This is a genomic window from Pseudomonas sp. SZ57 (assembly GCF_009495975.1).
GTDB classification, from domain to species: domain Bacteria; phylum Pseudomonadota; class Gammaproteobacteria; order Pseudomonadales; family Pseudomonadaceae; genus Aquipseudomonas; species Aquipseudomonas syringae.
In genome coordinates, this window is the sequence record NZ_WIBD01000002.1 from 229779 (window position 1) to 256008 (window position 26230).

Here is a 26230-nt window from a genome sequence, read left to right on the forward strand (position 1 = left end):
TCCTCATCTAATCAACAAACTTTTTTAGTCCGTTCCACCCTATGCCTGTTCATAAAATCCAATCAGTGCCGATAAAGTCAGGGATCGCGAAAGGTTAAGTGCCATGAACAGCACTTTCCACCCCTTGCGGCCTGTAAAGCTCACGATTTGGCGGCAGATAGCCACTACACGGAGGTACCGTTAGTTGTTGTAGGCAGGTTCCGCTCTGGCACAGAAAATTGGCTGACCATTTCTGTAGCCCAACGAACCGCTTATAGCAAAAGTGCGCAAAATCCACGTGTAATCACCTGCCTCTAGTGCAGTAGGGCTCTCGGACAGAAGTGCCCCCTTACTTAAAGATGATGGATAATCAATGAACATGATAAATCGCACCAGTTTCGCTAAAAAACTCATGGCCGCGTTCATCGTTTGCGCCATGATCACATTGGCTGTGGGTGGTTTGGGGATGCTCGGTATCAACCGGCTTTCCGATGCCCTTGAGCTGACGTTCTCGAATAATCTGGTTTCAGTGGCCAACACCAACGAGACGATGACCGCCCTGACCACGCATAACCGCGGGCTTTACCGTTTGCTCGATGCCAAGGACACGGCCACGGCGGAGAAAATGCGCCAAAGTATCAATGCCGAGCTGGAGCGTGCGCAGAAAGTCTATGCCATCTACCGCGCGACTCCACTGGAGGATGATGAACGTGCAGCGGGTGATCAGTACGACGCCTTGATGCCAGCCTACATGTCTGCTTCCCAGAACATCTTTGACCTGCAGCAGGCAGGCAAACTGGAAGACGCGCGCAATCGTCTCAACGCGCTGGCCGATGGGGAGTTCAATAAGGCTCGCGGCTACCTGCAGATCATGATCGACTCCAACAAGCGCCAGATCAAAGAGGGCGCAGAGGCCGCTGACAGGTTGCAAAGCACTTCGGTATTCATGCTGACGGCGGGTATTGTCATCGCGTTTGTGGTGGCGATCATGTTGGGTATTCTGATCACTCGTATGATTACCGGACCACTGAGAAGCGCTATCGAAGTTGCACAACGTATTGCATCGGGTGACTTGACCCAGAGCGTTTCCAGCACCCGAGGCGATGAAGCGGGGCACCTGCTCAATGCGATCGGCACGATGCAGGGCAATTTGAAACGCACGATTCAGGAGATTTCCAGCGCGTCCGATCAGCTTGCCTCCGCAGCCGAAGAGCTTGGCGCGGTCACCGAAGAAAGTACTCGCGGCCTTACTCGGCAAAATGACGAGATTCAACAGGCTGCAACGGCAGTGAACGAAATGACAGCGGCTGTTGAAGAGGTAGCCCGCAATGCGGTGTCTACGTCGGAGGAGTCGAAATCACTGGCAACCGACGCCGCCAACGGTCGTGGCCAGGTAGATAACACCGTCAAGGGCATCGGCACGATGGTCAGGGAAATTACCGAGTCGACGGGGTCTGTGACCACGCTCGCTGGCCACGTCCGGGATATCAGCAAAGTGCTTGAGGTCATCCGTAGCATTGCGGAGCAAACCAACCTGCTCGCGCTGAACGCTGCCATCGAGGCTGCACGCGCCGGCGAACAAGGTAGAGGGTTTGCCGTGGTGGCCGACGAAGTGCGCGCCCTTGCACACCGTACCCAGGCTTCAACGGTGGAAATCGAAGGCATGATCGGTACCGTGCAGTCCGGCGCCGACGGTGCAGTCGCTGCCATGAGCAAAAGCCTGGCGACGGCCACCAGCACCCAGGAACTCGCGCAGCGCGCCGGCAGCGCCCTGGAAAAAATCACCAGCGGCGTGGGGATGATCAACGAGCGCAACATGGTGATTGCCTCGGCGTCCGAAGAGCAGGCCCAGGTGGCACGCGAAGTGGATCGCAACCTGGTCAACATTCAGGAGCTGAGCGCACAGTCGGCGGCGGGCGCCAATCAGACGAGTGCGTCCAGTCATGAACTGTCGCGTCTGGCGACTTCGTTCAACACCATGGTTGCGCAGTTCAAGCTGTAACGTTGTGTGCAGGTGTATTCCCGGTCTGGTCGTCTGGACCGCTTGGGCCGGGAATGCACACTGCTTCTCTTTTTCTTCTCTTGTTGACGGTCGACCTCGCCAGTTTGCAGAGGCGACTTGCTTAAGAATGTCGACCTGTCCAGCCGCGAGCATTCGCAAAGCTGCTCCCGCCTCATTACAATCCTGGCAGATAGACCAATCCAAAGGTGTACATTGGAATTCACACGGGACAGATTCAACGGGATCATTGTCAACGCAGCTTCATTGCCAAATGATCCGCAAGCGTTGCAAGACGCTGTCGACGCGCTAGTTATCCTCATCGAGAATGAGGGCCTGGCGCTGGCCTGGGTCACACTGCCCATCAGCAATGCCCAGAGTATTCCGATCTTCACCGCTGCCGGGTTCTCCTTCCATAGCTGTCTGACCGATCAACTTACTCTGGTGCGGCGCCCTTTAGATCAGGTATTCGTCCCGTTCATACCTACCCATACTGTAGGAGCGGGGGCCATCGTGATTAATGAAGCAGGGGAACTCCTTGTCGTGAAGGAGCGAGGCACCCAGGGGTTCAAGCTGCCGGGAGGGCACGTAGACAACGCTGAACGAATTCAGGATTCAATCGAACGTGAGGTGCTGGAGGAAACCGGGATCGAATCGAAGTTCGAATCCATTGTGGCGTTTACTACCAAACATCCCTACCAATTTGGCAAATCAAATATCCACTTCATCTGCCGAATGACGGCTCTGACGCAGCGAATAAACATCCTGGACACTGCCGAAATAGAGGAAGCCAAATGGGTAGCGTTGCAAGCCTACCTGGCAGACGACAGCAATAGCATGTCCAACCGACAGTTGCTCAAGGATGTCGCATTCAGCCAAGGTCTCGTTCCCACCGAGTATTCCGCCAATGTCGGAGCTCATAAAAAACAGGAGATTTTCACCACAACGGGTGATCAATCGGAAACGCTGCTTTAAGGTCTGTGGCAATTCATGCGGATTGAACTGCCCACGGACACTGCAAAATTAGCGCATTGCACGCGTTCCGGAATGGAGCGGGGTAGCCTGAGTCGGGCTGTGCAGTGGATGGAGACTACTGATCAAATTTGAAATATCTTGAAACATTCGCGTCACATGAAGAGTCAATGGAATAACCCTCTTCAAGGTTTTCCGATGAAAACGCCTCGCCCCAATACACGTCTCAAATCCCTCATCAATCTGCGCAATCTAAAAATGGCGCGGTCTGCGCACGCGTTCGTTCGAGGCAATACCGCCCAGTTCTATGAGTGGCTTCACAGCCAGTCGGGTAGACGCCTGCCCAGCGGTCCGCCGGTCTGGATCTGTGGCGATTGTCATGCCGGCAATCTGGGGCCCACAGGGGATTCGAGAGGGCGCATCGACATGCATATCCGCGACCTCGATCAAGCCGTCATCGGTAATCCTGCCCATGACCTGGTGAGGCTGGGGTTGTCGTTAGCGACGGCTGCTCGTGGCTCGGATCTGCCCGGTGTCACCACAGCAAGAATGCTGGAAGAGATGATGCAGGGCTACGAAGAAGCTTTTATGGGCGACGACGATGAAGAGCCCGATCGTCCTGCGCAAGTGAAAGCCGGAATGCGCAGCGCGGTGCAACGCACGTGGAAGCATCTTGCCAAAGAACGCTTCGAAGGTACGCAACCGACCATTCCGCTTGGCAAGCATTTCTGGCAACTGTCCCGTGCGGAGCGCGATGCAATCAAGGAGCTTTGTGAAACGCCGGAGATTCATGCGCTGGTGACCTCGCTCAAAGGCAGGTCGCAGGATGACCGTGTGCGCTTACTCGACTCCGCCTATTGGGTAAAAGGATGCAGCTCTCTGGGCCTGCTTCGCTATGCAGTGCTGATGGGTGTTGGTGATGAAGAGGATGAAGAGTTCTGCTTGCTCGACGTCAAGGAAGCCATCGCAGCGGCGGCCCCACGTACGGCGAGGGCTCGCATGCCCAGAGACAATGGCAAACGGGTAGTGGAGGGCGCCCGCAACCTGTCGCCCGGCCTGGGTAGCCGCATGGTTGCCGTGCGAATGCTGGATCATTCGTTCTTCATACGTGAGCTGCTTCCTCAGGACATGAAGCTGGAGCTTGATGAGCTCACTGAGCAAGAGGCCATGCAGGCCGCAGCGTATCTCGCAAAAGTGGTTGGTAACGCCCACGCCAGACAGATGGACCTGGCCACACGCGCGGCGTGGATCAGGGATCTGCAAGCCAATCGGTCTGATACCCTGGACGCTCCCTCCTGGCTATGGTCGAGTGTCGTCCAGCTGGTCGGCAGTCACGAGCAAGGCTACCTTGAGCATTGTCGGCGCTACGCGCTGTAGCGCCTTATGAATGCCGAGATGAGCGGAACAGATTAGCTGATGATGTTGGCCGTCCCTGGCGCACATGATTCAGTTAATCGACATTCCGCTTATATTCTTCGGGAAAGCATAACGCAGCGAGCGCCAGGCCCTTATCGGTTATGGCGCAGAATGGAGAAGTTCAGCGCCGCTGCCACCGAGAGCCAGACCAGATAGGGGAACAAAATCAGCCCGGTGATGATGTCCAGTTGCAAGGCCATTACGATCATCGCGGCAACCACGATCCACAGCAGAACCAGAATCACCATCGCAGCAACGAGGCGGTTCGCGCCAAAAAATACCGGCGTCCACAACGTGTTAAGCGCTATTTGAGCCGCCCACAAGGCCAGCACGATCTCGCTGCCGGGGATCAGCGTCAAGCGATAGCCGGCCCAGGCGAGAAGCAGATAAATCGTCGTCCACGCCACCGGAAACGCCCAGTCAGGTGGGGTGAAGCTCGGTTTCTTAAGAGATTCGTACCATGCTCCTGGCTTGAAGATGATGCCGGTTGCTCCGGCGGCGCAGCAGGCTAGAAGGAAAATGAAGAAGGTCATGGGTTGTCCTGGGTCGAGGGCTTATGAGGCTGATCGGTGGTAGCGATACCCAGGTTGGACGCCTTTGCGTTGAAAAGGTCCGTTTTTTTGATGTGAGGGGCAGGGCGTAGGGTGCAATTTCCCAGCGTTGAATGACGAGCGATGTTGCACGGCTTCACAGCGATTGCCGTCGCTCGAACTGTGCGCGTAACAGCTTGGCGCTCAAATCCTCCCAATGCTCGACAAACGCAGTACGGGCTGTTTCGAAGTCGCGACTGCGAAGGCAGGCTATCAAGTGCTCATGGTCCTTGACGATTTGCTTGGGGTCCTCGTAACACGGCTGTTGCAGTACCAGCAGCAGCTCAATCTCGCTTTCCAGCATGGCATAGCTGCGCTGCAGGCGTGCGCTGCCACTGGCGCGGATAATCGCTCGGTGGAAGTCGCCATCAGCGGTGACAATTTCGGAGCGTGGGGTATCGGGTGCGGTATTGCGCAGTCTTTCTACGGCGTCCAGCGCGTCAGCCGGGACCGTGCCATTGAGGATGATCATGCGCACCGCTTCAGTTTCCAGTACCCCGCGCAGCCGGGCGATGTCGACGACGTCGTCCGGGCCGAACTCGGGTATGCAGAATCCGCGATGAGGCACTTTCAGCAGCAAGCCGAATGACACCAGCAACTGTGCGGCACTGCGAAACGTGTTGCGCGCCACTTCGTACTCTTCCGCCATCTTGACGTCCCGCAGGAATTCGCCTGGCTCGAAGTCGCCGTTCAGGATCCTGGCCTTGAGCTTCGCGGCCAGTGCTTCGACCGCCGAGAGCCTGGCTGGGGATGTTTCGATGTTCGCGCTGGAAAGAATCATGGTAACCACGACGGGGGTTGGGGCTCGGTAGAGTGCGCGATTCTAGTACGACTGGGTGTGCGGACACCAGTGAACACCCAAGCTTCTTTTTAATTTGTACAACAATTTTATTTTTCAATATTTTTTCATACCATTTCAACCATATGATTATTATGTGTTTTTAAAATATATCACCTGCAAATCAGGCCTTTCGGCCAAAATATTCGCTTCCAATAAAAATAGTTGTAGCACAATATCTGCGCATCGACGTCGTGCCATGCATGGCTTCCACGTTCAGGAGTCCAGCGATGCAAGTGATTGGAAAAGAAGAATTCAGCGAAAGCCTTATCGCCTTGCAGGGCGATTTGGCGGCGCCTTTCACGCCAGTGTCGCTGGAAGAAGGCCGGCGCATTGTGCTGGAGCAATTTGGTATCAGCGCGCAGTTGACGCGCTTCGCCACAGAAAAAGACGATACGTTTCGCTGCGATTGTTCAAGCGGTCAGTCTTATGTGCTCAAGATCGCTAACCCGCAGGAAGCTCCTGTTGAGCTCTCGCTGCAAATCGAAGTCATGCAGCATATTGGGCGCAGGGCGCCCCAATTGCCGATTCCCAGGGTTTACCCCGCGCTGGACGGCGGGTACCTGACCCCCGTCGTAACGGAAAGTGGTGAATCAAGGCAGGTGAGGCTTCTGAGCTTTCTGCCAGGCACACCCTTGGATAAAACCACCCTCAATACCCAGGGGCGCGAGCAGATCGGCCAATTGCTCGCGCACCTCAGGCTGGCGACTGCCGACTTCGCCCACCCGGCAGCGTCCCGCAAGGTGTGCTGGGATGTGCAGCACCTGCGTGTGCTTGAGCCCCTGCTCAATGGTGTCGTCGAGCCCGCGCGTCGGCACTCGCTGGAGCGGGCGCTCGAACGCTTTGGCGAGGTCGAGGGGTTGATCGCCGGGTGCCGACAACAAGTACTGCATAACGACTTCAATACCTCGAACATCGTCATCGATGCGCATCGCCCGCAGTGCGTCGGGGCGATCATCGATTTCGGCGACACGGTCAAGACCGCCATTGCCATCGATGTGTCCACTGCCATGATGAACCAGTTGCTCGCAGTGCACCCCGGCCAGGACCTCGACATTTTTGCCCCCGCCAAGGATCTGCTCAAAGGCTACCTGCACGTTGCCGACCTCACGCCTGAGGAGCTGGCCCTTATCCCGCACCTGGCCATGGCGCGCCTGGTTGCCAGAGCGTTGATTACCACCTGGCGCTCGCAGCTTTTCCCGCAGAACAGTGCCTACATCTTGAGGAACGCGGCGCCCGGATGGGGCCAGCTGGACTGGATGCTTAACCGGTCACCGTCACAGATATCAGCGCTTCTGATGGACTTCGCCCACTGATTCATCCATTGCTTAGGGGGTTTTAAATGAGCAACTCAAACATCCAGGCCATCCGTGGTGACATGCCCAACGGCTTCAACCCTGCCAACGTTGATCGCCTCGACGCTGCTGCACGTGAACATATTCAGCGTCGGACCGATTTGCTGGGGCCTGCCTATCGATTGTTCTATAACGAGCCGGTGGGTGTCGTGCGTGGCAAAGGGGCTTACCTGTACGACAAGGACGGCAACGAGTACCTGGATGCCTACAACAATGTGGTGTCGGTGGGGCATTGCAATCCGCGCGTTATCGCCGCGATCACTGAGCAGATGAATAAGCTGTGCAGCCATACTCGTTACATGCAGGACGGCATTCTTGACTACGCCGAACAGCTGCGCGCCACGGCGGACGGAGAGATGGGCGCCGACGGGCACTTGATGTTCACGTGCAGCGGTTCGGAAGCCAACGATCTTGCCATCCGCATTGCACGGCATCACACCGGCAATACGGGGGTCATCGTCACCGCCGAGGCCTACCACGGCAACTCGGCGACCGTGGCAGCCTTTTCGCCGTCGCTGGGTATCAATGCCAAGCTCGACCCGTTCGTGCGCCGGGTGCCTGCTCCGGACTCCTATCGCATCCCACGTGAAGCACTGGGCCGCTACATGGCCGACCAGGTGGCGGCGCAGATCCGCGATATCCAGCGCCATGGCGGCGGCGTCGCGGCGTTCATTGCCGACTGCCTGTTCTCGTCCGATGGCGTTTTCTGTGATCCGGTCGATGTATTCGGGCCGATCGCCGAGGTAGTGCGCAAGGCTGGAGGCCTGTTCATCGCCGATGAGGTCCAGTCAGGGTTCGGTCGCAGCGGCACGCATTTCTGGGGGCATCAGCGCCACGCGGTGGAGCCGGACATCATCACCATGGGCAAACCCATGGGTAACGGCTACCCGGTGGCGGGGTTGATGGTGCGTCCGGAGGTGGTCGCAAGCTTCGGTCGCGACATGCGCTATTTCAATACCTTTGGCGGCAACAGCGTGGCGATTGCGGCCGCCCAGGCAACGCTGGATGTCATTACCGAAGAGCAGTTGATGGCCAACGCCAATCGTGTGGGCAGCCTGATCATGGCGGGCCTTAAAGACCTGGCTGCGCGGTATGAGCAGATTGGCGACGTGCGAGGCACCGGCATGTACTTCGCCGTCGAGCTGGTAAAGGACAGGGCCAGCAAAACGCCTGACATGCAGACCGCTCTGCGCCTGGTCAACCATCTGCGGGAAAAAAGGGTGCTCATTTCCGCCACCGGACCCGATGCGAGCATTCTGAAAATTCGCCCGCCCTTGATCTGGACAGCCAGGGAGGCGGGTCGCCTGCTAGACGCCTTGGAAAGCGTTTTTGCCGAGTTGTGAAGCCCACCCAGGCGCCTCGATAAAGTCTGCCGAGGCGGGCCTGTTAAACGGCGTTTTGTACCAGACAGCCCTGCGTTTAAGCGCTTATTTACGGCCTCATGATGGTGTAATAAACCCATGAGGACCAGATGCTCGGCACACCACAGCCGTTTGCGCCGTAATGACCTCATCACTGATCAAGGACCGCATTCATGAGCGATCTTCGCCCCAAGTACATCACCTTCGACTGCTACGGTACATTGACCAATTTCAAAACCGCAGCCCTGACGCGCGATCTGTTTGCCGATCGAGTACCGGTTGAGCGGATGGAGCAATTCATCAAGGACTACGCGGCCTATCGCCTGGACCAGGTCATGGGTAGCTGGCTGCCTTATGACCAGATTCTCAAGACAGCCTTGGCGCGCACGTGCAAGCGTTGGGGCATCGAATACCGCGACGAAGGCCAGGTGTATTACGACGCCGTGCCGACCTGGGGGCCGCATCCTGATGTGCCGGCGGGTTTGGCGAAAATCGCTGGCAAGATTCCCCTGGTGATTTTTTCCAACGCCATGGACGAACAGATCATGTCAAACGTCGACAAGCTCGGCGCACCGTTTCACAAGGTCTTCACCGCCCAGCAGGCCCAGGCCTACAAGCCACGTCTGGCGGCGTTCGAATTCATGCTCGATAACCTGGGCTGCGGGCCAGAGGATGTGCTGCACGTTTCGTCGAGCTTCCGCTATGACCTGATGTCGGCCCACGACATGAAGATCAAGCACAAAGCCTTCGTGGCCCGGGGGCATGAACAGCCGGCCAATGCTGCTTTCGGCTACCACCAGATCGCGGATATCGGAGGGCTGGCCGGACTGGTCGGGCTCTAGCAACAGGTTTCTCTTTTGAACTCATGTGGATAACCAGAACATGCCAGCACCTTTAACTCCCGTGCATACCTCTGCAGATCTGCCGGCGGAGGCCGATGTGGTTGTGATCGGCGGCGGTATCATCGGCGCGTTTACCGCCTATTACCTTGCCAGGCGCGGCATGAAGGTCGCGCTGGTCGAAAAGGGCCGCATAGGCGCCGAGCAGTCAAGCCGTAACTGGGGCTGGTGCCGTCAGCAGAATCGCGATGCGCGTGAATTACCGATGGCCACCAAAAGCCTGGAACTGTGGGAGCAATTCGCCGAGCAATCCGGTGAACAGACCGGCTTTACGCGGTGCGGCTTGCTCTACCTGAGCAACAACGACCAGGAGCTGGAAGGGTGGGCGCGCTGGGGCGAGTTTGCGCGTACCGTCAACGTGCAGACCCAGATGCTCACCGCCGAGCAGGCCGCCGAACGGGGCAGGGCGACGGGCAAGCCTTGGAAAGGCGGGGTGTTTGCGCCTACCGATGGCATTGCCGACCCGTCCCGCGCAGCCCCCGCAGTCGCACGCGCGATCATGGCACTGGGCAGTAGCGTTCATCAGGATTGTGCCGTGCGGGGCGTCGAGACCGAAGGCGGTCGCTTGTCGGCAGTCGTCACCGAAAAAGGCACCATCCGCACCCGGCTCGCGGTGCTTGCCGCAGGCGCCTGGGCATCTTCGTTCTGTCGCCAGTATGGTATTCGCTTCCCGCAAGCGACGATTCGTCAGACCGTACTTTCGGTCACCGCACCGAGCCAGGAAATTCCCAGTGCGCTGCATACCACCGGCGCGTCCATGACCCGCCGCTTTGATGGCAGTTACACGCTGGCGATCAGTGGCCGGGGGCGAGTCGATATCACGCCGCAGTTGCTGAGGTTCTCTACACAATTCCTGCCAATGTTTCAGCGCCGCTGGCGCAACCTTGCGCCTGGGGGGCTGGAAGGCTGGCAAGCAGGCCACGAAAGCTTGAAGCGCTGGCGCCTGGACCAGCCCACGCCGATGGAGAGAATGCGCATTCTCGACCCAAACGCTGACGCCTCCGCGGTTGCGCTGACTTACAAGCGCGCGGTGGAACTGGTGCCGGCACTGCAGGGTACGTCGATCAAGGCGTCATGGGCCGGTTACGTGGACAGTACACCGGACGGCGTTCCCGGTATCGGCGAAATGTCCAGCCTGCCGGGGTTGGTGATCGCGGCCGGGTTCAGCGGGCATGGCTTTGGTATTGGCCCGGGCGCGGGTCATCTTATTGCCGATATTGTCAGCGGTGTGAGCCCCATTGTTGATCCGCGTCCTTATCATCCGGACCGCTTTCAAACGTCCGCCTGGGGCAAGGTGGCGGACTTTTGAGCTGAAGCTGGGGCGAGGGGGTGGATTTATTTCACCTTTTCAGTCTCGCGCATAAACTGCCCGAGTTCCTTGCTATAAAACTTCGCCATGCTCGTGGTGCCGTGACCACGGGTGTCGGCACTGGCGGGGATAAGTAATAGCCGTGCGTGCTTGAGTTCTTTCATCGAGGCCTGCATCAGGCCTGTTTCCGGTGGGATGCGCTCATCGTCCGCTGAATTGATGGCCAGCACCGGCGCCTGGATTTTCTTCAGACCGGGGGCTGCGTTGAAGTCGGCGGAAGATTGCCATTGGTAGATAAAGTCATTGGCGTCGGCGGTTTGTGCAGCGCCGAGGCGTTCATCCACCAGCTTATCGGCCTGAGCGCGGGTCGGGGCAGCCGCCTGATACGCCAGAGTACCGCCACTGGTAGCGATGCTGAACATCGCGTTAGCCAAGCGTAGGGACGGCGGTTGCACGCTGTAGTTACCGTTGTTCCAGGCCGGGTCTTGCTTGATCGACTCCACCAGCAAGCGGCGCATCATCCAGTTGCGGGATGACATTTCGGTGGGTTGGGAAGCCATGGGCACCAGTGCGTCCATCATCTGCGGCCAGTTCTGGCCCCACATCCAGGTTTGCATGCCGCCCATGGAGTTGCCGATGATCAGCCTCAGGTGCTTGATACCCAGGCCTTCGGTGACCAAGCGATACTGGGCTTGAACCATGTCGTCGTAGTTGTACGCCGGAAACCGAGTGCGCAAGCCGTCCGATGGTTTGCTGGACTGGCCTACGCCAATGCCATCGGTGGAAATGATGTAGTACTTGCTTGCATCCAGCGGCTGACCAGGGCCGAACAGCTCCCCGCCAAAATCCTTGCTCAGCATATCGCTGCCTGGCCGATAGGTGCCGTGCAGAAAGAGGATGGCGGGATTTTTGGGATTGCCAAGGGTGATGTAGTGCAGTTTGAGGTTGGCGAGTTTCTCACCGGTATGGAAGGTGAACTGCGGGGCAATCCAGTCGCCCTCGATTGCGGCGGGTAAGGGCGCGGCATTGACGGCGGAGGCCAGTAAAGCTACAGAAAACAACAGCCCGATCGCGGGACGTGAAATGAATCTATGCATGAGTTATGTCCTATTGTTTTTGTTTTAGGAGGTCCTGCGTTCCGATGCCTGCAGGAGTGATTACTTGGCGCGCGTTTCGCTGGCCCTTGGGATGGTGCCACCGCGGCGCAATGTCCCCAGTGTCGATACAGGGGATCTTGGTTCCCGTCCCGTTTTGTATTTTTTTCAGGGCGTCATGGATGTCGAAAGGATCATCGTCCAACGATCAGATAATGTTAAGTTAATTTTTATATAACATTACTTAACACCTTGGCGCAGCTTTGTTTTGAAGAACAGGCTTGAAAAAAGCGAGTTCGCGCGTTAGCGAGGGAGCGGTGGAGGGGGGGTGAGTGAGTTGCGCCCGTAAGAGGGTTGACTGGGCCAAAAGCCCAGTCAGCCCAGTCGAAGCGATAAACGGTTTGGCCGGAAGCAATGACCTTGCTCGGAATTTCGCCAGGACGTCAAATGCAATGGCTAAGGAAAATTAACCAGTAATGGTTTTCGTTAGTTATCCTCGCCAGCGATCACGATATGGCTATGTTCATCAGCATCATTGATTCTGCTAGAGCCTCTTCCAGTCAGATCAAACGAGATTACCAAGCCTGGCCGCATGTCTTTTGGTCCGTCAGTCTTGCTGTTGCTGAAATGGCCGGCACCGCCCCATACGATACTTTTGTTCGCGCAGACAGCGGAAGCCTCTCTTGAAGCCGCCGCATCCCACGCTACATTTAAAGCTAGTCTCTTTTTCATGTACAAAATTTTTTGCATCGGCGTTTTAGGCTGATCTATCGCCATTCTTCTATCAATTCCAGAAACATAAATTCCTGCACGATGAGCACTGCACAGCGCCTCAGAAACCTTTTCTAGCCAAGCATCTCCGTGTCGACCCCATGATGCTTCCAGAAAGTGTTTGACAGCGCTTTTTCCATCGCTCAATGCTTCTCTGAACGCGGCGCCATCGGAGTGCTTTACAAACTCTACCGCCAGGTGGTCGACGCCTGCATTTTTAAGTTTTGCAGCGGACTCGGTTATGAGTTTAGGTATGAAGAGCTTACCGTGCTCATCACCAATGTACACAAGGTTGTTGTCACTGGCTGCGCCGACTAGCGTATCAACGGGCCCACCCCTTGGAGGCCTGACATTTATACTGGGGTTGATACCTGCCGATGAGCTGCCTGAACTGACATAGCTGGTCGGGCTGGATGATGAAATTCTATTTAGCATCTTATGTCCTTCGTTGTTCGAGCCACGTTAGTTGGGAGTGTCGCTATCACATCGAATGTCACGCACCAAAGGGTTCCAGACATCACCGTCGTCTAAGTGGCTCATACTTGCTTGTCAGTTCCCTGATATCTGAAGGCCATAAGATTTGCTTTATTGCGCACGTGAAAGGGCAATAACGGTGGCGCGCAACGGGTCACTGCTCTCGGCTCAATCACGATATGGGGTTACCCTGAAGACCGGGTAATAAGGCGGAGCTCATCTGCCATCAATGTCTCGCTCAAGCGGGGCTTTTGGGCCTACAGTCTTGAGTGTCGCTCACTGCAAGGAATACACATGAACGCGTTGCCTTCAACCTCTCTGCCAAAGCACGTCAGCCTGCTGGGTTATGGCGGTCTTTTGCCGTTTATTTCTCTGGCGCTGCTGATCCCGTTCTCTAGCGACTATCGACCGCTGTTTGCGATTGCGCTTGTTAACTACGGAGCTGTCATCCTGAGCTTCGTTGGCGCCTTGCACTGGGGCTTCGCCATGACCGCGCAAGACATGAAAGCCAAGCAGCGCAACGGCCGGTTCATCTGGAGTGTCATTCCTGCACTTATTGCCTGGATTGCCACGTTACTGCCAATGCCATTGGGTTGCTTGCTGTTGGTCATCGGCTTTGTTGTCCACCTCTGGCAGGACAGGCAGCTCTCGCGGGTTATAAGCTTGCCCGCCTGGTACCTTCCGATGCGATTACGGCTTACTGTCGTGGCTAGCGTCTGCTTACTGCTTGCCGCGATAGTTGAGGTGCTTCATTTATGAAGCCTCTCAAAATCAGAGAGCTGTAGTGGTCTAAACCTTCGAGCACAACATCACGCTGGGCGACCATCGAAGCATGCAACCGATTCCTCACCGGTCACCCATGCGCTTGAGGGCGTAGCCACATGGGCGGGGCGGGGCGCTTAAACTGTAATAGCCGCATTCAGGATCAACACCACAATCAATCCGACCACAGCCACAATGGATTGAACCACCGAGATCGTCTTCGTGGCTTCTCCCATTGTCATGCCAAAGGACTCCTTTACCATCCAGAAGCCTGCGTGATTTGCATAATTGAAAAACAGCGAACCGCAGCCGATGGACAATGCCAGCAAGGGCAGGTTAAGGCTGGGATCGGCACCCGCAAGCGGCGCCAGCAAGCCCGCAGCGCCTACGATACCCACAGTTGCGGAACCTGTAGAGACCGAGAGCAACATCGCAATCAGCCAACCCAGGATCAACGGAGGGAAGGCAGACTGCTGGGTCAAGTGCACAATCGCATCGCCTACCTTGGCACTCGTCAGCATCTCCTGAAATGCCCCGCCTCCAGCAATGATCATGATGATGGAGGCAATAGGTTTGAGGCTTTTACCCAGCGAATCGCGCAGCTTTTCAGCGTTGCCACCACGCGCCAGTACCAAGCTTGCGCCAGCGAAAAGCACGCCTAAGAGCATGGATATCAGAGGGTTGCCCACGAAACTGGCCATCTGCAGGATCGCATTGCCCTTGGGTAGCAGCATCTCGGCGACGGCATTTATCAGCATCAGGATCGCCGGTAGCAGGGCTGCCAGTGCGCCGAGCCAAACGCTGGGACGGTGTTGATTGTCGGCTTTTTCAGCCAGAGTAAACTGATCAAGTAATGCCTGGTCAGGCCTGGTGCTCATGCGCTTCGAAATGAACGCACCGTATAGCGGACCGCCCAGAATCATTGCTGGAATAGCCGCGATAAAGCCGTAGAGCATTGTCGGACCTACTGAGGCTTTAAGCGCGGCGATGGCCGTCAACGGGCCAGGGTGCGGAGGTACCATGCCATGCATAGCGGCGAGCGCGGCAATCACAGGAACACCGACATAAACATACGCCGAGCCTTTGAAGCGAGCCTGGCTTTCCAGCTTTCGCGCCACACTGAATATCAGCGGTAGCATGATCACCAGACCCACCTCGAAAAACATGGGTATGCCAATTACAAACGCAACCATCATCATTGCCCAAGGAATCATGCGATCCGAGGTGCGCTTAAGGATGACCTCGGCTATTTGCTCCGTGACGCCAGCATCAGCCAGGATTTTGCCGAGCATCGCGCCAAGCGCAATTACGATCCCAACTGCCCCCAGTGTCTTTCCGGCACCAGTGATCAAATGAGCGACGATACTTTCGGGCTGCATTTGGGTGGCAAAGCCCACTCCAACGGAAACGATCAACAGGGCCAAAAGCGGGTGCATCTTGAGTCGTGACACGATCAGTGCCACCAGCACCAAGACGCTGACAAGCGCTGTCATTAGAAGTTGTATATCTAGGGTAGTCATGAAGAGGTCTCAGTAATGGGAGCGCTGAGGCTGTACTCAGCCTTGGAAAAAAGTCGTAACGCTGCCGAAGCACGCTAAAAATCAAGCTTGGGAGCATCCGCGTGCAAAGGCCGCATTAGGAAAGGCGAACACGCCGTATTCTGCTGCTATGCCAATGCTGTCAGGTAGTTTAGGTGTGGGGCGAATATGGGCGCGGGCACATGCAGCACCAAGGTTGAGGCCTTTGATGTCCGGCAAGCGAAGAGGTCGACGGACGAATGTGCGGCGCCCTTGTTGACGCTCCAGCAAACCTGCGTTGACCCGCGCATCTACCGCCTTGGGTACGATGCAGGTTGATAGCAGGTATTCAGCTGAAAGCGGCGTCTCCGTGGGAATAGCTTCGCCGGAGCGCCCCTGAATGTTTGCAATCTGCTGAGCCAAGGGGTCATCAAGGTGCTGATAAAGGGGCATACGGCTTTCGTTGTGCACAGCATTCATTGAGTGATTCACCTTGTTATATAGTCATTTATATGAATCAAGGCGAAGTATTTGTCGGGCGATGAGAAATTGTCAAGAGTGGCCTTGTGGGTGTGGGTCGAGTCCCGGTAGCACTCGGTTTTTCATCATCAGGCTAACGGTGGCTATCGAATTCCGACAAACACTTCGGAGAGCCTCAGCCGGGCAGGGGGCCGATGCGGAATCTCGTTCAATTTACTCAAATGGTCACTGCTCTCGGCTCAATCACGATATGAGGTTACCCTTAAGGCCGGGTAATGAGGCGGAGCCCACCTGCCGTCAATGTCTCGCTCAAGCGGGGCTTTTGGGCCTACAGTCTTGAGTGTCGCTCACTGCAAGGAATACACATGAACGCGTTGCCTTCAACCTCTCTGCCAAAGCACGTCAGCCTGCTGGGTTATGGCGGCCTTTTACCGTTTATTTCTCTGGCGCTGCTGATCCCGTTCTCTGGCAACTATCGGCCGCTGTTTGCGATTGCGCTTGTTAACTATGGAGCCGTCATCCTGAGCTTCGTCGGCGCCTTGCACTGGGGCTTCGCCATGACCGCGCAAGACATGAAAGCCGAGCAGCGCAGCGACCGGTTCATCTGGAGTGTCATCCCTGCACTTATTGCCTGGATTGCCACGTTACTGCCAATGCCATTGGGTTGCTTGCTGATGGTCATCGGCTTTGTTGTCCACCTCTGGCAGGACAGGCAGCTCTTGCGGGTTATAAGCTTGCCTGCCTGGTACCTTCCGATGCGATTACGGCTTACCGCCGTGGCTAGCGTCTGCCTGCTGCTTGCCGCAATAGTTGAGGTGCTTCATTTATGAAGCACCTCACAAGTGCACCAATCGCGAATTGACGGCGCTGGCGCAGAAATCCCTCCAATGACCAAGCTTCGGGAAGCTGGAAACATTGAGCTCCTGCAGAAGCTGGTCGAGCTTTATGGCGTGCAAGACCTGGACAACGATGGAGGTCTGCCAAGATCGCTTGTCTGGTCGCACTTCGAGCGAACCACCATTTGCCCCGTAGGACTGTTCAACCTATAACTGCTCCGATTGTAACGGGAGTGCGTAATCGTCAGCGTTTTAACGAAGCTTTCAACCGAGTGCATACCGGCGTGCAGGTCTGACCGCCGCGATCACTGAATCGGTGTCCGATCCATGACACGCCTTCAAACGGCCAGCGCCAGGCTGGGGGCAGGAGAGACGCAGAGTAGGGAAGATGCCCCGCAAGGGCGCCGGCATCAAGCGATTTCAGGAGACCGGGAAGAAAGTGCTCGAAGTTGAGTTGAAATCAAAACAGCTGAAGGGCATTGATACATCACTGATCATCAGTGAGGTACAACAATGCGTGGAAGTTACAGCAGCAGCTCGTCTGCCGGGATCTTGATCTGTTGGGCCGTGGTTTTGTGTTTCTGTGCTGTGGTCACCTTGGCTGCCCAAGTACATCTAGACATCGCCACGACCGGCGTTGTCCTGGGGAGGCTGGGTCTGGCCTGGCTCTTTGGATACTGCCTGGGCCGAGGGCTACTAGGCGTGGGCCTCCGCTACAGCTGGCCAGTCTGCCTCGGGCTCTCCTGGATTGCACTCATGCCTGCGTTCAGCGTTTGGCTTAACGAGGATACCTACGCCTGGCTCGAGCCTTTTTGGTCTCAATGGGTAGGTGTGGGAGCAGTAACGCTTCTCGCGTTTCACGCTAGGTCAATCCTAGCGTAAGTCGGATCGGGGCGTGACCATGAATACATCTGACTGAGGTCGAGGCGCGCCTTGCGATCGATGGCATCATCAATGATTTGAAATCGCCGCAGCGGCGTCTTTAGCCGAGCGCCGCTGTCGTTCATCACCGGTGTTAGTCAGCAAGCATTCTGCTGAGGCATTCGACAGCTTCGAACGGGTAGGGGCGCGATGGGATCTCTTGGGTAAGCACTTGGAGTATTCGGTATGCCTTGCACTGCCTACAGATCCGGAGCCACGGATCTCGCGTTTGGCGCTGCGCTCCATCGAATGCCCGGTTTCGGGGGGTTCAGAGGATTTCGGGGTAAAAGGATGGCCGCAAGATCTCAGGAAACAGATCGGGCTGCACGGAGCCATTGTGACGACTCGCGTTGATGCGTTTGCGAAAGGAGTAGAATCGTCTACCTAATTGGTTTATATAGGCTTTTAATCGTGTCTTTTCAAATTATTAGAATATACCTGATGCCTTTCTACGGTTTTTAGCAAATCTCGTAGACGTTTCTCCTCCTTAATGAAATCTACGACTGGCGTTTCTATCTGTTTCTGGACAGGTACGGGGGGGGCTTGGAGATTCCGAAACCTGGTCAGCCTCTTCTGTCTTCATGCAGGTGCAATGAATAGCCCAAGCCAAGACTACGGCGTAACCGCACCGCCGGCAGGAATCGACAGGGTCTTGAAGGTCTCAATCTTCTCGGATTCCAACTCCTTCAGAATCGTTTCCTTTGCGTCGTTCTTGTCGATAGAACGGCCTGTGTTGTCAAAGCTGATCTGCTTGATCCTCAATTCAATCTCACTGTCTTTTTTCTGGCCCGCAGAAAATTCTGGGAAGCCCAGCGAGATCACGCAGTCACCATCAAGGCCCGAGGTGCTGAATCGGAACTTGGCATCGATCCTGTGCAGGAACAGGCTAGGGCGATAGGACACATCTGAAAGAAAGTCAGAGTGCTCAAGGCTGAAGCCCTTCAAGTCCAGGTTGCGAATCTTTTCCTTCATCCAGTCCAGGGCTGACGGGAGGAGGATCTCTGGGTCGGGCGAGATCCCGATGTCGACGACCTCCTCAAAGGACAGTGCGATCAATTTGCTGTGTTGCGTGAGCCCTAACAGGTAATTGAACCTGTTCTCGTTGGTAAAATCGCAGAAACGGATCGAGGTCGCCTGCTCACTTTCACTGATCTGCTTGACCGATTTGAAATGTGAAATCAGATGTTTCGACATCGCCTTGTTTGTCGTCTTTGTTTCCGGCGCAGTGTGTGTGAAGATCAGGATGAGCTCGTCTTGGGCCTTATTTTTCTTGATCTCGATGGAGCCTTTGAAATTTTTGTGCGAGTCAGCCCAGCTTTTGGAGCGGTCAACCCGTTCCAGCAGGTAGTCCATCCGGATCGTGTTGAGATCTTTGTTGACTGGATAGAATTCCGGCGTTCCCAAGACCTTGAAGTTCACGAAGTCAAGATCCAGCAACTTGTTCACATCCATGACGGTAGGTATCGCATCTAGCAGAGTATCCTCACCTTGCCACTTGATTGTCTGGGTGGTGATCTTGGGGTTGTCTTCCTTGGTGGTGTAGGCGAGTTGGAGCTTAGAAAACTCGCTGGGGCGAATCAGGGACAGGGTCAGGGCAGGGATGGAGTGCTCTTTTTCTGAGCTGCTGATGAATACGCCTCGGCTCTTCAGAACTGTTTTGATATCGCCCGCACCGATGTAAGGCTGAGCCAGATATGTACGCAGCGCCTCACCTTGGGGAAGGATAGAGTCAATATTTTGATTACTCATTGCATCATCCTCTGAAATCGGCTTGATAGGATTCGAATTCGACGATTGAAGCGAACTCCTTGTTCGCGATCGACAGCTTTGCGATGTCTGCAATTTCCTCATGATCTACGTAGTTGTAGTCAGGGAACGCGAGGGCCACCTTGTCGGGAAATTCCATGGCGATATCCATCGAAAACCCGATCAAGCGTTTTACCGCTTCGATGCTGAAAGGATCCTGGCAGCAGATAAGCAGTGATTTCCGTTCGTGCTCCTGGATGAAGAATGGGATCAAGCCGCTGTTGAGGTATTCGGGAGGCAATATCGTCCCGTTTGTGACCCTCTCTATGGGGCTCACGTTTTTCCCGGTGGAGGGGTAGAGGAAGCGAACATTGTCTGCACCGAAGCGATTTCTTGCGTATGTGATCGTGTCGAAGAGAAAGCTCGCTCGGTGATTATCAATGACGTAGATCGTGCCATAATTTGCGTTGTCCAGATTCCGCGAGCCTGCGACCAGGCTGACGACGTCTGCGTCTGCGTCCGATGCGGCGCTGAACCAGCAAAGGATGCCTGCGAGCGACTGACCACTCGCGCCTGGATAGCCCAGGTTTACCGACCTTTTTAAAGGCGAGCGGTTGAAGCATTCGACTGTCGTGGCAAGGTCTGAGAAATGGTCTTTGAATAGTGGCCCAGGTGAAGTCGGGTAGGGGCCAGATGTGAATTTCGAAGAAATCACGAGGTGCTTGAGGACGCCATCTTCTAGTGGGGATAGGCAACTGAAGACAAAATCGGCGCCATGAGTTTTTCTGGGGTTGCCGGTCGTGCTGTGCAGGACAGGCTTCACACAGTCGAACTCGTGTCCCTTGCGAGCTGCCTTCCAACCTATCAAGTTGAGCAGCGACTCAGTGATGTTTTCACCGCGCTCTCCCAGTTTCTTTGACCATTCGCCCATCACACGTCCCTTGAATAATGAATGTCTTGCAACCCTATGCCGCCAGAACGCTACGGACGTTAAGGGATCATGTCTAGTAGCAATTTGTCACCAGCTCGGCGATGGATTGTCTAGCTTCAGGATAATGGCTAACCCATCAAGCCGATGCGCAAGCCTACGACTTGGTCATGCAGGGTGAGCGGAGCGAGTTTTGTAGACGCATTCACCGACACCCTGCCAGGCCGAATGAACCCGCGATTTCGCATCATGTTAGCGTTGGCTTACGGTGCCAGCAGTGCGGTTAATGCCGGGAAGATGTACGTAACCCAGAATCTCCTCGACCTTAACTATCCGGCCGACATAAGCGCACTGAGGTGAGGCTATCACAGGCCGTTGATTCAGCTACATGGTGTCTGGTCGAACACACGTTCCCGCAGCGGTTTTTAGTCATGCTGCGCCTTTGTGGCACTTGGCGGGAGTTGGGGTGCATGACTAGTGAAGGCGCGATATTCACCAGCCCGTCTCGCCAATATTTCGAATAAAATATCATCACGCAAGGCTAGTGAACTTTGACGTTTTTATTAAAAGGAAAAGCATGGGCGATTATCATGGAATGCGCTGGTTTAAGGCTGATTTTCAGGTGCAGACGCCTGAAGATAATAGGCACTGGCGTGATGAAGACCTGCGCTTGGGCAACCCGAGACGGCCAAAAATTGAAGGGGAACCGTCTGAGGACGGCATACGGGCAAAAGCTCGAACGTTTCTAGTCCGATGTCACACGCTGGAGCTGCAGATCGTTGGGTTCACCGACCACAATTTTTCCGAGCAGACGAATCCCAGGGACTGGTTCCTGACGCATTTGGTTGAGCTGAACAAGGCTGTCGCCCGAGACCTTGGCAGGGAGCCGATCCATATTTTGCCAGGGTTCGAAGTGGACATCGGCTATCACGTTCTCTGCCTCTTTGAGCCAGCGAAAAAATCAGGCGATCTCGAACGTGTTAACCGAATATTGACCCAGCTCGGTTTGCCCGAGGACAAGCGATTTGAAAAAGGCATTCCTGCAGCCCTGCGGCGCAATCATGAATGGGTCAGTCTGGCCGAACTCCTAAAAACGATTCAGGACGAAAACAATGGAATCGTCATCGCCGCCCACGCTGATAGCGACAGTGGCTTGCTGGAGCGGTCGTCGAACCGAGGTGATTACGGCCTGCAGGGATTACTTGCTGTAGAGGTCACTCAATTTCCACTTAGCCAGAAGGTTTCAGATATCCTTCGTGGAAAAAACCGTGAGTGGTCTCGACCTGGTAAACAGCCGGCTTACGTACAGTCTTCTGACGCTAAATCGCTCAAGGCAGATGCTCACGGCATCCCCCTGGCCAATGCCCTCGGGTATAGGTCAACCTGGGTCAAATGTTCGACGCCCTCGATTGCAGCTCTCAAACAAGCTTTTCTTGATCCAAGCTCGCGTCTGAAGCTGGGTACGACTCGGCCGAGTGACCTTTATTCCTATCCGCGTCTTTCATCCGTTCGTATGACCGGCCTGCTATACCTAGAAGACCAGGACGTTCAATTTTCACCAAACCTGAATTGCCTGATTGGTGCGAGAGGGAGTGGCAAGTCGACGATTCTCGAATTGCTCAGAATCATGTTCGCCCGCGATGGTGCAGACGCGCTATCCGAAAAAGCGAAGGCGAAGGTTGATCGGGCGAAGGAAACGTTTACCGAACAGGTCATGATTGAGGTCGACTGGCATGGGATACCCGGCCAGCGCGACACACTGCGTTTCAGCATGGCAAATGGGTTAGAGCTGGTTGAAGGCAATGCTCATGACCTGCCCACGTACCTACGACATCTACCCATCCAGTTTTATAGCCAGCAGCAATTGAGCGAACTGACCGCTCCTGGATCACAGCCTCAGATTCTCGAAATGATCGACGAGGTATGCACGGCGCAATTGGAAGGGCTATATGGCGCTGAGCGCACCCTTGTCGCGTTGATAGGAAGCTTGTTTGCCGACCAGGATCAGGCGCAAGCCATTAGCTCGGAAATGACGATCCTAACGCAGGAATTGGTCGAGCTGGATCGACAGTGGCAGGCGCGCCAAGATGTCCAGGCAGAAGCGCAGGCGTTTCAGCGTGCCCAGTACGCCAAGCGATACTTCACCGGTCTTATAGATAAGCACACGATAGACAAAGATCGCTTGCAAACAGCCCTGAAGAACCTGACTCCTGTGGAAGATCCATCAGCCATTATCTCGGCGCTTTGGCCGCATGCAGACTGGTTTACCCAACAAGCGGCGGATATCAACGATCTACGCGTTGGCTACAAAGCGAGATTGGAGGCACTGATTTCAGACATGCAGCGAGACGCGGACAGGCTCTTCAATCACAGCGAGCAATGGACGCGGGTTTCAGGAGAGCTCGAAGCTGCGCGCCACACTTTCACCGCTGCTTGCGAGAAAAAGGGCATTCAGCCAAATGATGTCACTCGCATGCAGGAGATTGATCGCACAAGGCAATCGAAACAGAGCACGCTTGATGCGAAGTCGCAGCAATGGGAGAAACTGGCGGGAAGCGAAAAGGCCTTGGCCGATGCCTTCGAGCAGTTGGTCGCTCTATGGGGTGAGCAGTTTGCCTTACGCAAACAGGCTGCTGAGGAGATCACCCGCAAAACTAACGGCACGATCAAGGTGCAGATCAAGCCCTACGGTTACGCTACAGGTTTTATGCAGCCCTGGATGTCGATCGAGCCCGACCGTCGATCACGGTTGGGTAAGATCTGGGATGATGTCGGAGAACACTTCTGGAAAAGCTTCCTTGCGGCAGCTGCTACCGAACACGTCAGTCCATGGGAACACCTTACCTGGATTCTTGATGATCCTGCTCGGCTGCCTGAGGTTTTGCAGCAGCTCAGCTCTGAGCTGATACCTCACGTAGCTGCGAATATGCCGTTGTGGCGGAGCATGAGAGTTAGCCGGGTTCCTGACTTGGTGGACATTGAGCTACACCGGGCAGACGGGTCGCTCATCGGAAGCCTATCGGGTAATCAGCTTTCAGAAGGGCAACGAAACACTGCGATTCTCAACTTGCTGCTGGTGAAAGGCGATGGGCCGTTGGTCATCGATCAGCCAGAGGACGAGGTTGATGCAAGCTTTATTTATCGCGAGCTGGTTCCGCTGCTGCGGCAAGCGAAGACACAACGGCAGATAATTCTGGCTACGCACAACGCCAACTTACCTGTGAACGCTGATAGTGAGTTCGTGTATGCGCTGGAGTCAGTGGGCGGAAGAGGGCGGGTACTGAGTCAAGGGGGGATGGATGTTAAGGCAAGTGCCACAGCGGTGCTGGACATCATGGAGGGGTCAGAGGAGGCATTTCAGCGACGTCATGATAAGTACCATTTTTAACACTCAGGGGCGTGGCGGAATTACCGCGTGCGGCCCTTAAACAGACACATATACCCACACGGTATTTTACTGTCGTTTGCACATGCAAAACCGTGTTGCCAAGGATCGATTTGAGGGTTTCCGTCAATCTATGCAAGGCCTAATGGGTATTGGCGCTGATGCGGTTTTGACCCAGGCTGCTGATTTTGAGTGACCTATATGCTTCATCCGAAATCCCGCGCAGATACTTCGTTCACTGTGAGCTTGGGGAGGTCAATGAATTCCGGCAGCTGGGTCAAAATCGCATCAGCGGCAATATTTTGTCCAAGATATTGCCCACTGACGTTGCCTGCGTGCGCCAGGTTGGCTTTGATCAGCTGGGCGCTGACGCTCGATACCACGCCAATTTTCATGTTACTCGCGAGAATCCCATCGAGCGATGTCATGAGTGGTTGGCTCCAATGCGCCGGACAGCGTTTGCGAGCTGCCCTGCCGGTGAGGCAGTGCGCAGATGAGGGATGTAGCTGACAAGATCGCTGAACGTACCGCTGACGAAGTGGATGTCTAACCCCTGCCGGGCCAGATCATGGAACCGTCCCCAGTAAGGACTAGAACCATGGAACCCCGGTTGTGCACGTGAGGGATGCACTGAAAATCGCACAAGATGAGCTTCAGGCTTGGGTTCGACTGGATGGCAGAGTAGATGGGCTCCGAAAGGTGATCATCGTTAAAGCCAAAGCCCGCCACCATCAGGCAGCTGTTGGGTTGACGAAGACATTCCAGATAACGCGAGAGCAATTCCAAGTGAGGTTGCAGAAATGCCTGTTGATATTTGCCTTTCGCTGGGTAAATCAGACAGGCGTTTGCTGGTGTTGGCGCGGCATCCTCAAAAATGTCGAGGCCCTCGCGGCTCCAACTGACTGAGCCATGGAGCTTGAGGAGCTGAAAGACGCCTTCAGTGAATTCATGAGCATCCGCCTCTCTTCGCACGATGTCGTACGTGAAGTGTTTGCCATCAAACCTGCGCCTTCTGGTGTAAGAGAATCCGTCGATCGCTACCATGCCCAAATCTGATGCAGCTGTCTCGAAGCACATATCGTAATTGGTGGTGAAAACCTTCAGTCTTGGATCTCGCACTCGACGCCTGGCAAGTTTTTGTAGAAGGTGGCGGTAGGCAGATATATCAGACTGGGGTGTCTGCAGGAACGTCGAGCAGGCATCAAGAATCAACGCCTTCACATCGCTCACGAAATCCCGAACTTGAAGGTCGTCGTTGAACGATAGATAGGCATCACACTGAGACAAGAAGTGCTCAATGTTTGTCGACCCGTTGGGGTACCTGACTTTGTCCATGACACTGGAAGCAGCTAGGGTCAGGGTGCCTGAGGCTGGCTCGCACATTGCCAAGCTCCAAAGGTAGCCCATGCTGGGCCCTCCCACCGGGCCAAGGGACGTTCCGCTCCCTGCTAGGAAGCAGAGATTGGGAACTTGGAGTGCATTAGAGAACATGTCTGCCAAAGCCGAGCGATACTGCGCTGTCTGATTTGGCTCTGTGGGCGGCTCGCCGTTGAGTACAGCGTATGCGTGATCATTGAGCGGCAACCATTCGCCTCCTGGAGGGAGGTAAGCCTGCAGACCAGTGCGATCCTGTGCCAGTGCAATAGGCGGTGGCGGAGGGGGGGCTTGCAGCGGTGCCGGTGGTGGAATAGGGGCAACTGGAGCAGCAGGCTCATTGGGCATCAACGCCTTCCTTGTCTTGTGTCATGGTCACCGGTCAGGCGCAACTCCAGCCTTCCCTTTGAATGGCAGTTCTTATCTGGTCACTGGGCCATCTTGAACGCATTTATGGTAAAGCAATCAGGTGATCGCTGACGCGTACTATGGACAAGGTGCATTGATACTGCAGCTGTAATTCGGCGAGCGTTCCTATCTTAACGGCGTTCCGGGGCGGCCTCCATCCTAAAGCCATCCCCGAAATTCAATCATGGTATCTCTCAGGGCTCCAACAGCGCCTGCTGCCCACGAGCCTTGAAATATCTGTTGATGATGCTTGCGAACCGTCCCTTGGGCTCAGCGGCCACGATTTTTTTACAGACGTTGACGAAGCGTTCGCCGATGTCTCCAAAACTGTTCTCATAGCTTTGCCTTTGCACCGTGAACTTAAGGCTTTGCAGGAAGATATTTTCCAAGTCAGCCCCGGTAGCCGAGCGTATTGCCACTTCAATTTCAGCCTCGCTGATAGTTTTCAGCAGGTGCTCTTCTGAGCTGCCCCAGGCTCTCTCAAAGCGTATTTGCTGGCATGCCTGGGCATAGGTGACTGCAGACGAGTGCCGAGCATAAGCTGCGTCCAGAGCCGCTCCGATCTTAGGATGTATGGGGCGATGTAGCTCCGATCCCGAGTACTCTAGGCCATCTGGATAGGCCGCATCCAGTGCTGCCGTCCATGCGTCGATAAACTGCTGACCCAGTGTCTGGTTACCCGTCAAATCGTCGGCAATTTCAATCAAATAGCTAACGGTAGGCGGCTCGATAAAATGAGCGACTGGGATCAGGTTTCGCAGTTTCAAAGTGAGTTCACCGTCGCTCACCTCCGGATGCCAGTTCAGACGTGTGAAG

At 55.4% G+C, this 26230-nt stretch carries 20 protein-coding genes and 3 pseudogenes; 12 read left to right on the plus strand and 11 right to left on the minus strand.

All coding sequences use genetic code 11. From position 1 onward, the window contains the following. Positions 1-358: 358 nt before the first annotated feature. The 4 genes and pseudogenes from GE543_RS27695 to GE543_RS01140 all read left to right on the plus strand — a co-directional run. A pseudogene (locus GE543_RS27695) lies at positions 359-1123 on the plus strand (MCP four helix bundle domain-containing protein); the annotation flags it as partial. Positions 1124-1396: 273 nt separating this feature from the next. Then, positions 1397-1981, plus strand: a pseudogene (locus GE543_RS27700) (methyl-accepting chemotaxis protein); the annotation flags it as partial. A 213-nt stretch (positions 1982-2194) separates the two neighbouring features. After that, positions 2195-2953, plus strand: a complete 759-nt coding sequence (locus GE543_RS01135) for an NUDIX domain-containing protein (protein ID WP_100071832.1) — start codon at positions 2195-2197, stop codon at positions 2951-2953. A 195-nt stretch (positions 2954-3148) separates the two neighbouring features. Further along, positions 3149-4327 (plus strand): DUF2252 domain-containing protein, encoded by a 1179-nt coding sequence (locus GE543_RS01140; RefSeq protein WP_103688520.1) that lies wholly within the window; start codon positions 3149-3151, stop codon positions 4325-4327. Positions 4328-4458: 131 nt separating this feature from the next. Here the strand turns inward: GE543_RS01140 and GE543_RS01145 are convergent, their stop codons facing one another. Both GE543_RS01145 and GE543_RS01150 read right to left on the minus strand, forming a co-directional pair. After that, on the minus strand, positions 4459-4899 hold the full coding sequence (locus GE543_RS01145) for a TspO/MBR family protein (RefSeq protein ID WP_024642940.1): 441 nt from the start codon (positions 4897-4899) through the stop codon (positions 4459-4461). A gap of 154 nt (positions 4900-5053) precedes the next feature. Further along, the gene (locus tag GE543_RS01150; protein WP_153220265.1) at positions 5054-5737 is read right to left on the minus strand and encodes a GntR family transcriptional regulator; all 684 of its coding nucleotides are present in this window, start codon (positions 5735-5737) and stop codon (positions 5054-5056) included. Positions 5738-6024: 287 nt separating this feature from the next. Between GE543_RS01150 and GE543_RS01155 the strand changes: the two genes are divergently transcribed. The 4 genes from GE543_RS01155 to GE543_RS01170 all read left to right on the plus strand — a co-directional run bounded on the left by GE543_RS01155 (position 6025) and on the right by GE543_RS01170 (position 10718). Further along, positions 6025-7110, plus strand: a complete 1086-nt coding sequence (locus GE543_RS01155) for a phosphotransferase (protein WP_153220267.1) — start codon at positions 6025-6027, stop codon at positions 7108-7110. 26 nt (positions 7111-7136) lie between these two features. Then, positions 7137-8492 (plus strand): aspartate aminotransferase family protein, encoded by a 1356-nt coding sequence (locus GE543_RS01160; protein WP_046235542.1) that lies wholly within the window; start codon positions 7137-7139, stop codon positions 8490-8492. Positions 8493-8683: 191 nt separating this feature from the next. Continuing rightward, a complete protein-coding gene (locus GE543_RS01165; protein ID WP_153220269.1) occupies positions 8684-9352 on the plus strand; it encodes a haloacid dehalogenase type II in 669 nt (222 codons plus the stop codon). A gap of 40 nt (positions 9353-9392) precedes the next feature. Beyond that, entirely contained in the window at positions 9393-10718 is a 1326-nt protein-coding gene (locus GE543_RS01170; RefSeq protein ID WP_153220271.1) for an FAD-binding oxidoreductase, read from the plus strand. A 26-nt stretch (positions 10719-10744) separates the two neighbouring features. On the opposite strand, the gene GE543_RS01175 is transcribed toward GE543_RS01170, so the two are convergent. Together GE543_RS01175 and GE543_RS01180 are read right to left on the minus strand one after the other, a co-directional pair. After that, positions 10745-11815, minus strand: coding sequence for an alpha/beta fold hydrolase (locus GE543_RS01175; protein ID WP_153220273.1), 1071 nt, complete (start codon positions 11813-11815; stop codon positions 10745-10747). 483 nt (positions 11816-12298) lie between these two features. Beyond that, positions 12299-13018: a Type III secretion system effector HopBA1 gene (locus GE543_RS01180; RefSeq protein ID WP_153220275.1), complete on the minus strand. Its 720-nt coding sequence runs from the start codon at positions 13016-13018 to the stop codon at positions 12299-12301. Positions 13019-13351: 333 nt separating this feature from the next. Between GE543_RS01180 and GE543_RS01185 the strand changes: the two genes are divergently transcribed. Continuing rightward, a complete protein-coding gene (locus GE543_RS01185; RefSeq protein WP_153220277.1) occupies positions 13352-13816 on the plus strand; it encodes a DUF3429 domain-containing protein in 465 nt (154 codons plus the stop codon). 140 nt (positions 13817-13956) lie between these two features. On the opposite strand, the gene GE543_RS01190 is transcribed toward GE543_RS01185, so the two are convergent. Both GE543_RS01190 and GE543_RS27315 read right to left on the minus strand, forming a co-directional pair. Further along, positions 13957-15339: a GntP family permease gene (locus GE543_RS01190; protein WP_153220279.1), complete on the minus strand. Its 1383-nt coding sequence runs from the start codon at positions 15337-15339 to the stop codon at positions 13957-13959. Positions 15340-15582: 243 nt separating this feature from the next. After that, positions 15583-15816, minus strand: a pseudogene (locus GE543_RS27315) (GntR family transcriptional regulator); the annotation flags it as partial. A 365-nt stretch (positions 15817-16181) separates the two neighbouring features. Between GE543_RS27315 and GE543_RS01200 the strand changes: the two are divergent. Together GE543_RS01200 and GE543_RS01205 are read left to right on the plus strand one after the other, a co-directional pair. After that, positions 16182-16646, plus strand: a complete 465-nt coding sequence (locus GE543_RS01200) for a DUF3429 domain-containing protein (RefSeq protein WP_058877194.1) — start codon at positions 16182-16184, stop codon at positions 16644-16646. Positions 16647-17040: 394 nt separating this feature from the next. After that, complete coding sequence (locus tag GE543_RS01205; protein WP_153220281.1) at positions 17041-17208, plus strand: hypothetical protein; 168 nt, start codon at positions 17041-17043, stop codon at positions 17206-17208. A gap of 977 nt (positions 17209-18185) precedes the next feature. On the opposite strand, the gene GE543_RS01210 is transcribed toward GE543_RS01205, so the two are convergent. Further along, on the minus strand, positions 18186-19322 hold the full coding sequence (locus tag GE543_RS01210; protein ID WP_010404489.1) for a hypothetical protein: 1137 nt from the start codon (positions 19320-19322) through the stop codon (positions 18186-18188). Positions 19323-19326: 4 nt separating this feature from the next. Further along, on the minus strand, positions 19327-20250 hold the full coding sequence (locus tag GE543_RS01215; protein WP_010404491.1) for a hypothetical protein: 924 nt from the start codon (positions 20248-20250) through the stop codon (positions 19327-19329). Between the two features lie 574 nt (positions 20251-20824). Between GE543_RS01215 and GE543_RS01220 the strand changes: the two genes are divergently transcribed. Further along, entirely contained in the window at positions 20825-23635 is a 2811-nt protein-coding gene (locus GE543_RS01220) for a TrlF family AAA-like ATPase (protein ID WP_153220284.1), read from the plus strand. Positions 23636-23838: 203 nt separating this feature from the next. Here the strand turns inward: GE543_RS01220 and GE543_RS01225 are convergent, their stop codons facing one another. The 3 genes from GE543_RS01225 to GE543_RS01235 all read right to left on the minus strand — a co-directional run bounded on the left by GE543_RS01225 (position 23839) and on the right by GE543_RS01235 (position 26202). Continuing rightward, complete coding sequence (locus GE543_RS01225) at positions 23839-24060, minus strand: hypothetical protein (RefSeq protein WP_057406803.1); 222 nt, start codon at positions 24058-24060, stop codon at positions 23839-23841. A 118-nt stretch (positions 24061-24178) separates the two neighbouring features. Further along, entirely contained in the window at positions 24179-25039 is an 861-nt protein-coding gene (locus GE543_RS01230) for an SIR2 family protein (protein ID WP_235592753.1), read from the minus strand. Positions 25040-25608: 569 nt separating this feature from the next. After that, complete coding sequence (locus GE543_RS01235) at positions 25609-26202, minus strand: hypothetical protein (protein ID WP_153220286.1); 594 nt, start codon at positions 26200-26202, stop codon at positions 25609-25611. Between the last annotated feature and the right edge of the window lie 28 nt (positions 26203-26230).

Coding starts and splice junctions, on each gene's coding strand:
- GE543_RS01140 (WP_103688520.1), top strand. CDS start 3,149: ATGAAAACGCCTCGCCCCAATACACGTCTCAAATCCCTCATCAATCTG.
- GE543_RS01145 (WP_024642940.1), bottom strand. CDS start 4,899: ATGACCTTCTTCATTTTCCTTCTAGCCTGCTGCGCCGCCGGAGCAACC.
- GE543_RS01150 (WP_153220265.1), bottom strand. CDS start 5,737: ATGATTCTTTCCAGCGCGAACATCGAAACATCCCCAGCCAGGCTCTCG.
- GE543_RS01155 (WP_153220267.1), top strand. CDS start 6,025: ATGCAAGTGATTGGAAAAGAAGAATTCAGCGAAAGCCTTATCGCCTTG.
- GE543_RS01160 (WP_046235542.1), top strand. CDS start 7,137: ATGAGCAACTCAAACATCCAGGCCATCCGTGGTGACATGCCCAACGGC.
- GE543_RS01165 (WP_153220269.1), top strand. CDS start 8,684: ATGAGCGATCTTCGCCCCAAGTACATCACCTTCGACTGCTACGGTACA.
- GE543_RS01170 (WP_153220271.1), top strand. CDS start 9,393: ATGCCAGCACCTTTAACTCCCGTGCATACCTCTGCAGATCTGCCGGCG.
- GE543_RS01175 (WP_153220273.1), bottom strand. CDS start 11,815: ATGCATAGATTCATTTCACGTCCCGCGATCGGGCTGTTGTTTTCTGTA.
- GE543_RS01180 (WP_153220275.1), bottom strand. CDS start 13,018: ATGCTAAATAGAATTTCATCATCCAGCCCGACCAGCTATGTCAGTTCA.
- GE543_RS01185 (WP_153220277.1), top strand. CDS start 13,352: ATGAACGCGTTGCCTTCAACCTCTCTGCCAAAGCACGTCAGCCTGCTG.
- GE543_RS01190 (WP_153220279.1), bottom strand. CDS start 15,339: ATGACTACCCTAGATATACAACTTCTAATGACAGCGCTTGTCAGCGTC.
- GE543_RS01200 (WP_058877194.1), top strand. CDS start 16,182: ATGAACGCGTTGCCTTCAACCTCTCTGCCAAAGCACGTCAGCCTGCTG.
- GE543_RS01205 (WP_153220281.1), top strand. CDS start 17,041: ATGCCCCGCAAGGGCGCCGGCATCAAGCGATTTCAGGAGACCGGGAAG.
- GE543_RS01210 (WP_010404489.1), bottom strand. CDS start 19,322: ATGAGTAATCAAAATATTGACTCTATCCTTCCCCAAGGTGAGGCGCTG.
- GE543_RS01215 (WP_010404491.1), bottom strand. CDS start 20,250: ATGGGCGAATGGTCAAAGAAACTGGGAGAGCGCGGTGAAAACATCACT.
- GE543_RS01220 (WP_153220284.1), top strand. CDS start 20,825: ATGGGCGATTATCATGGAATGCGCTGGTTTAAGGCTGATTTTCAGGTG.
- GE543_RS01225 (WP_057406803.1), bottom strand. CDS start 24,060: ATGACATCGCTCGATGGGATTCTCGCGAGTAACATGAAAATTGGCGTG.
- GE543_RS01230 (WP_235592753.1), bottom strand. CDS start 25,039: ATGGGCTACCTTTGGAGCTTGGCAATGTGCGAGCCAGCCTCAGGCACC.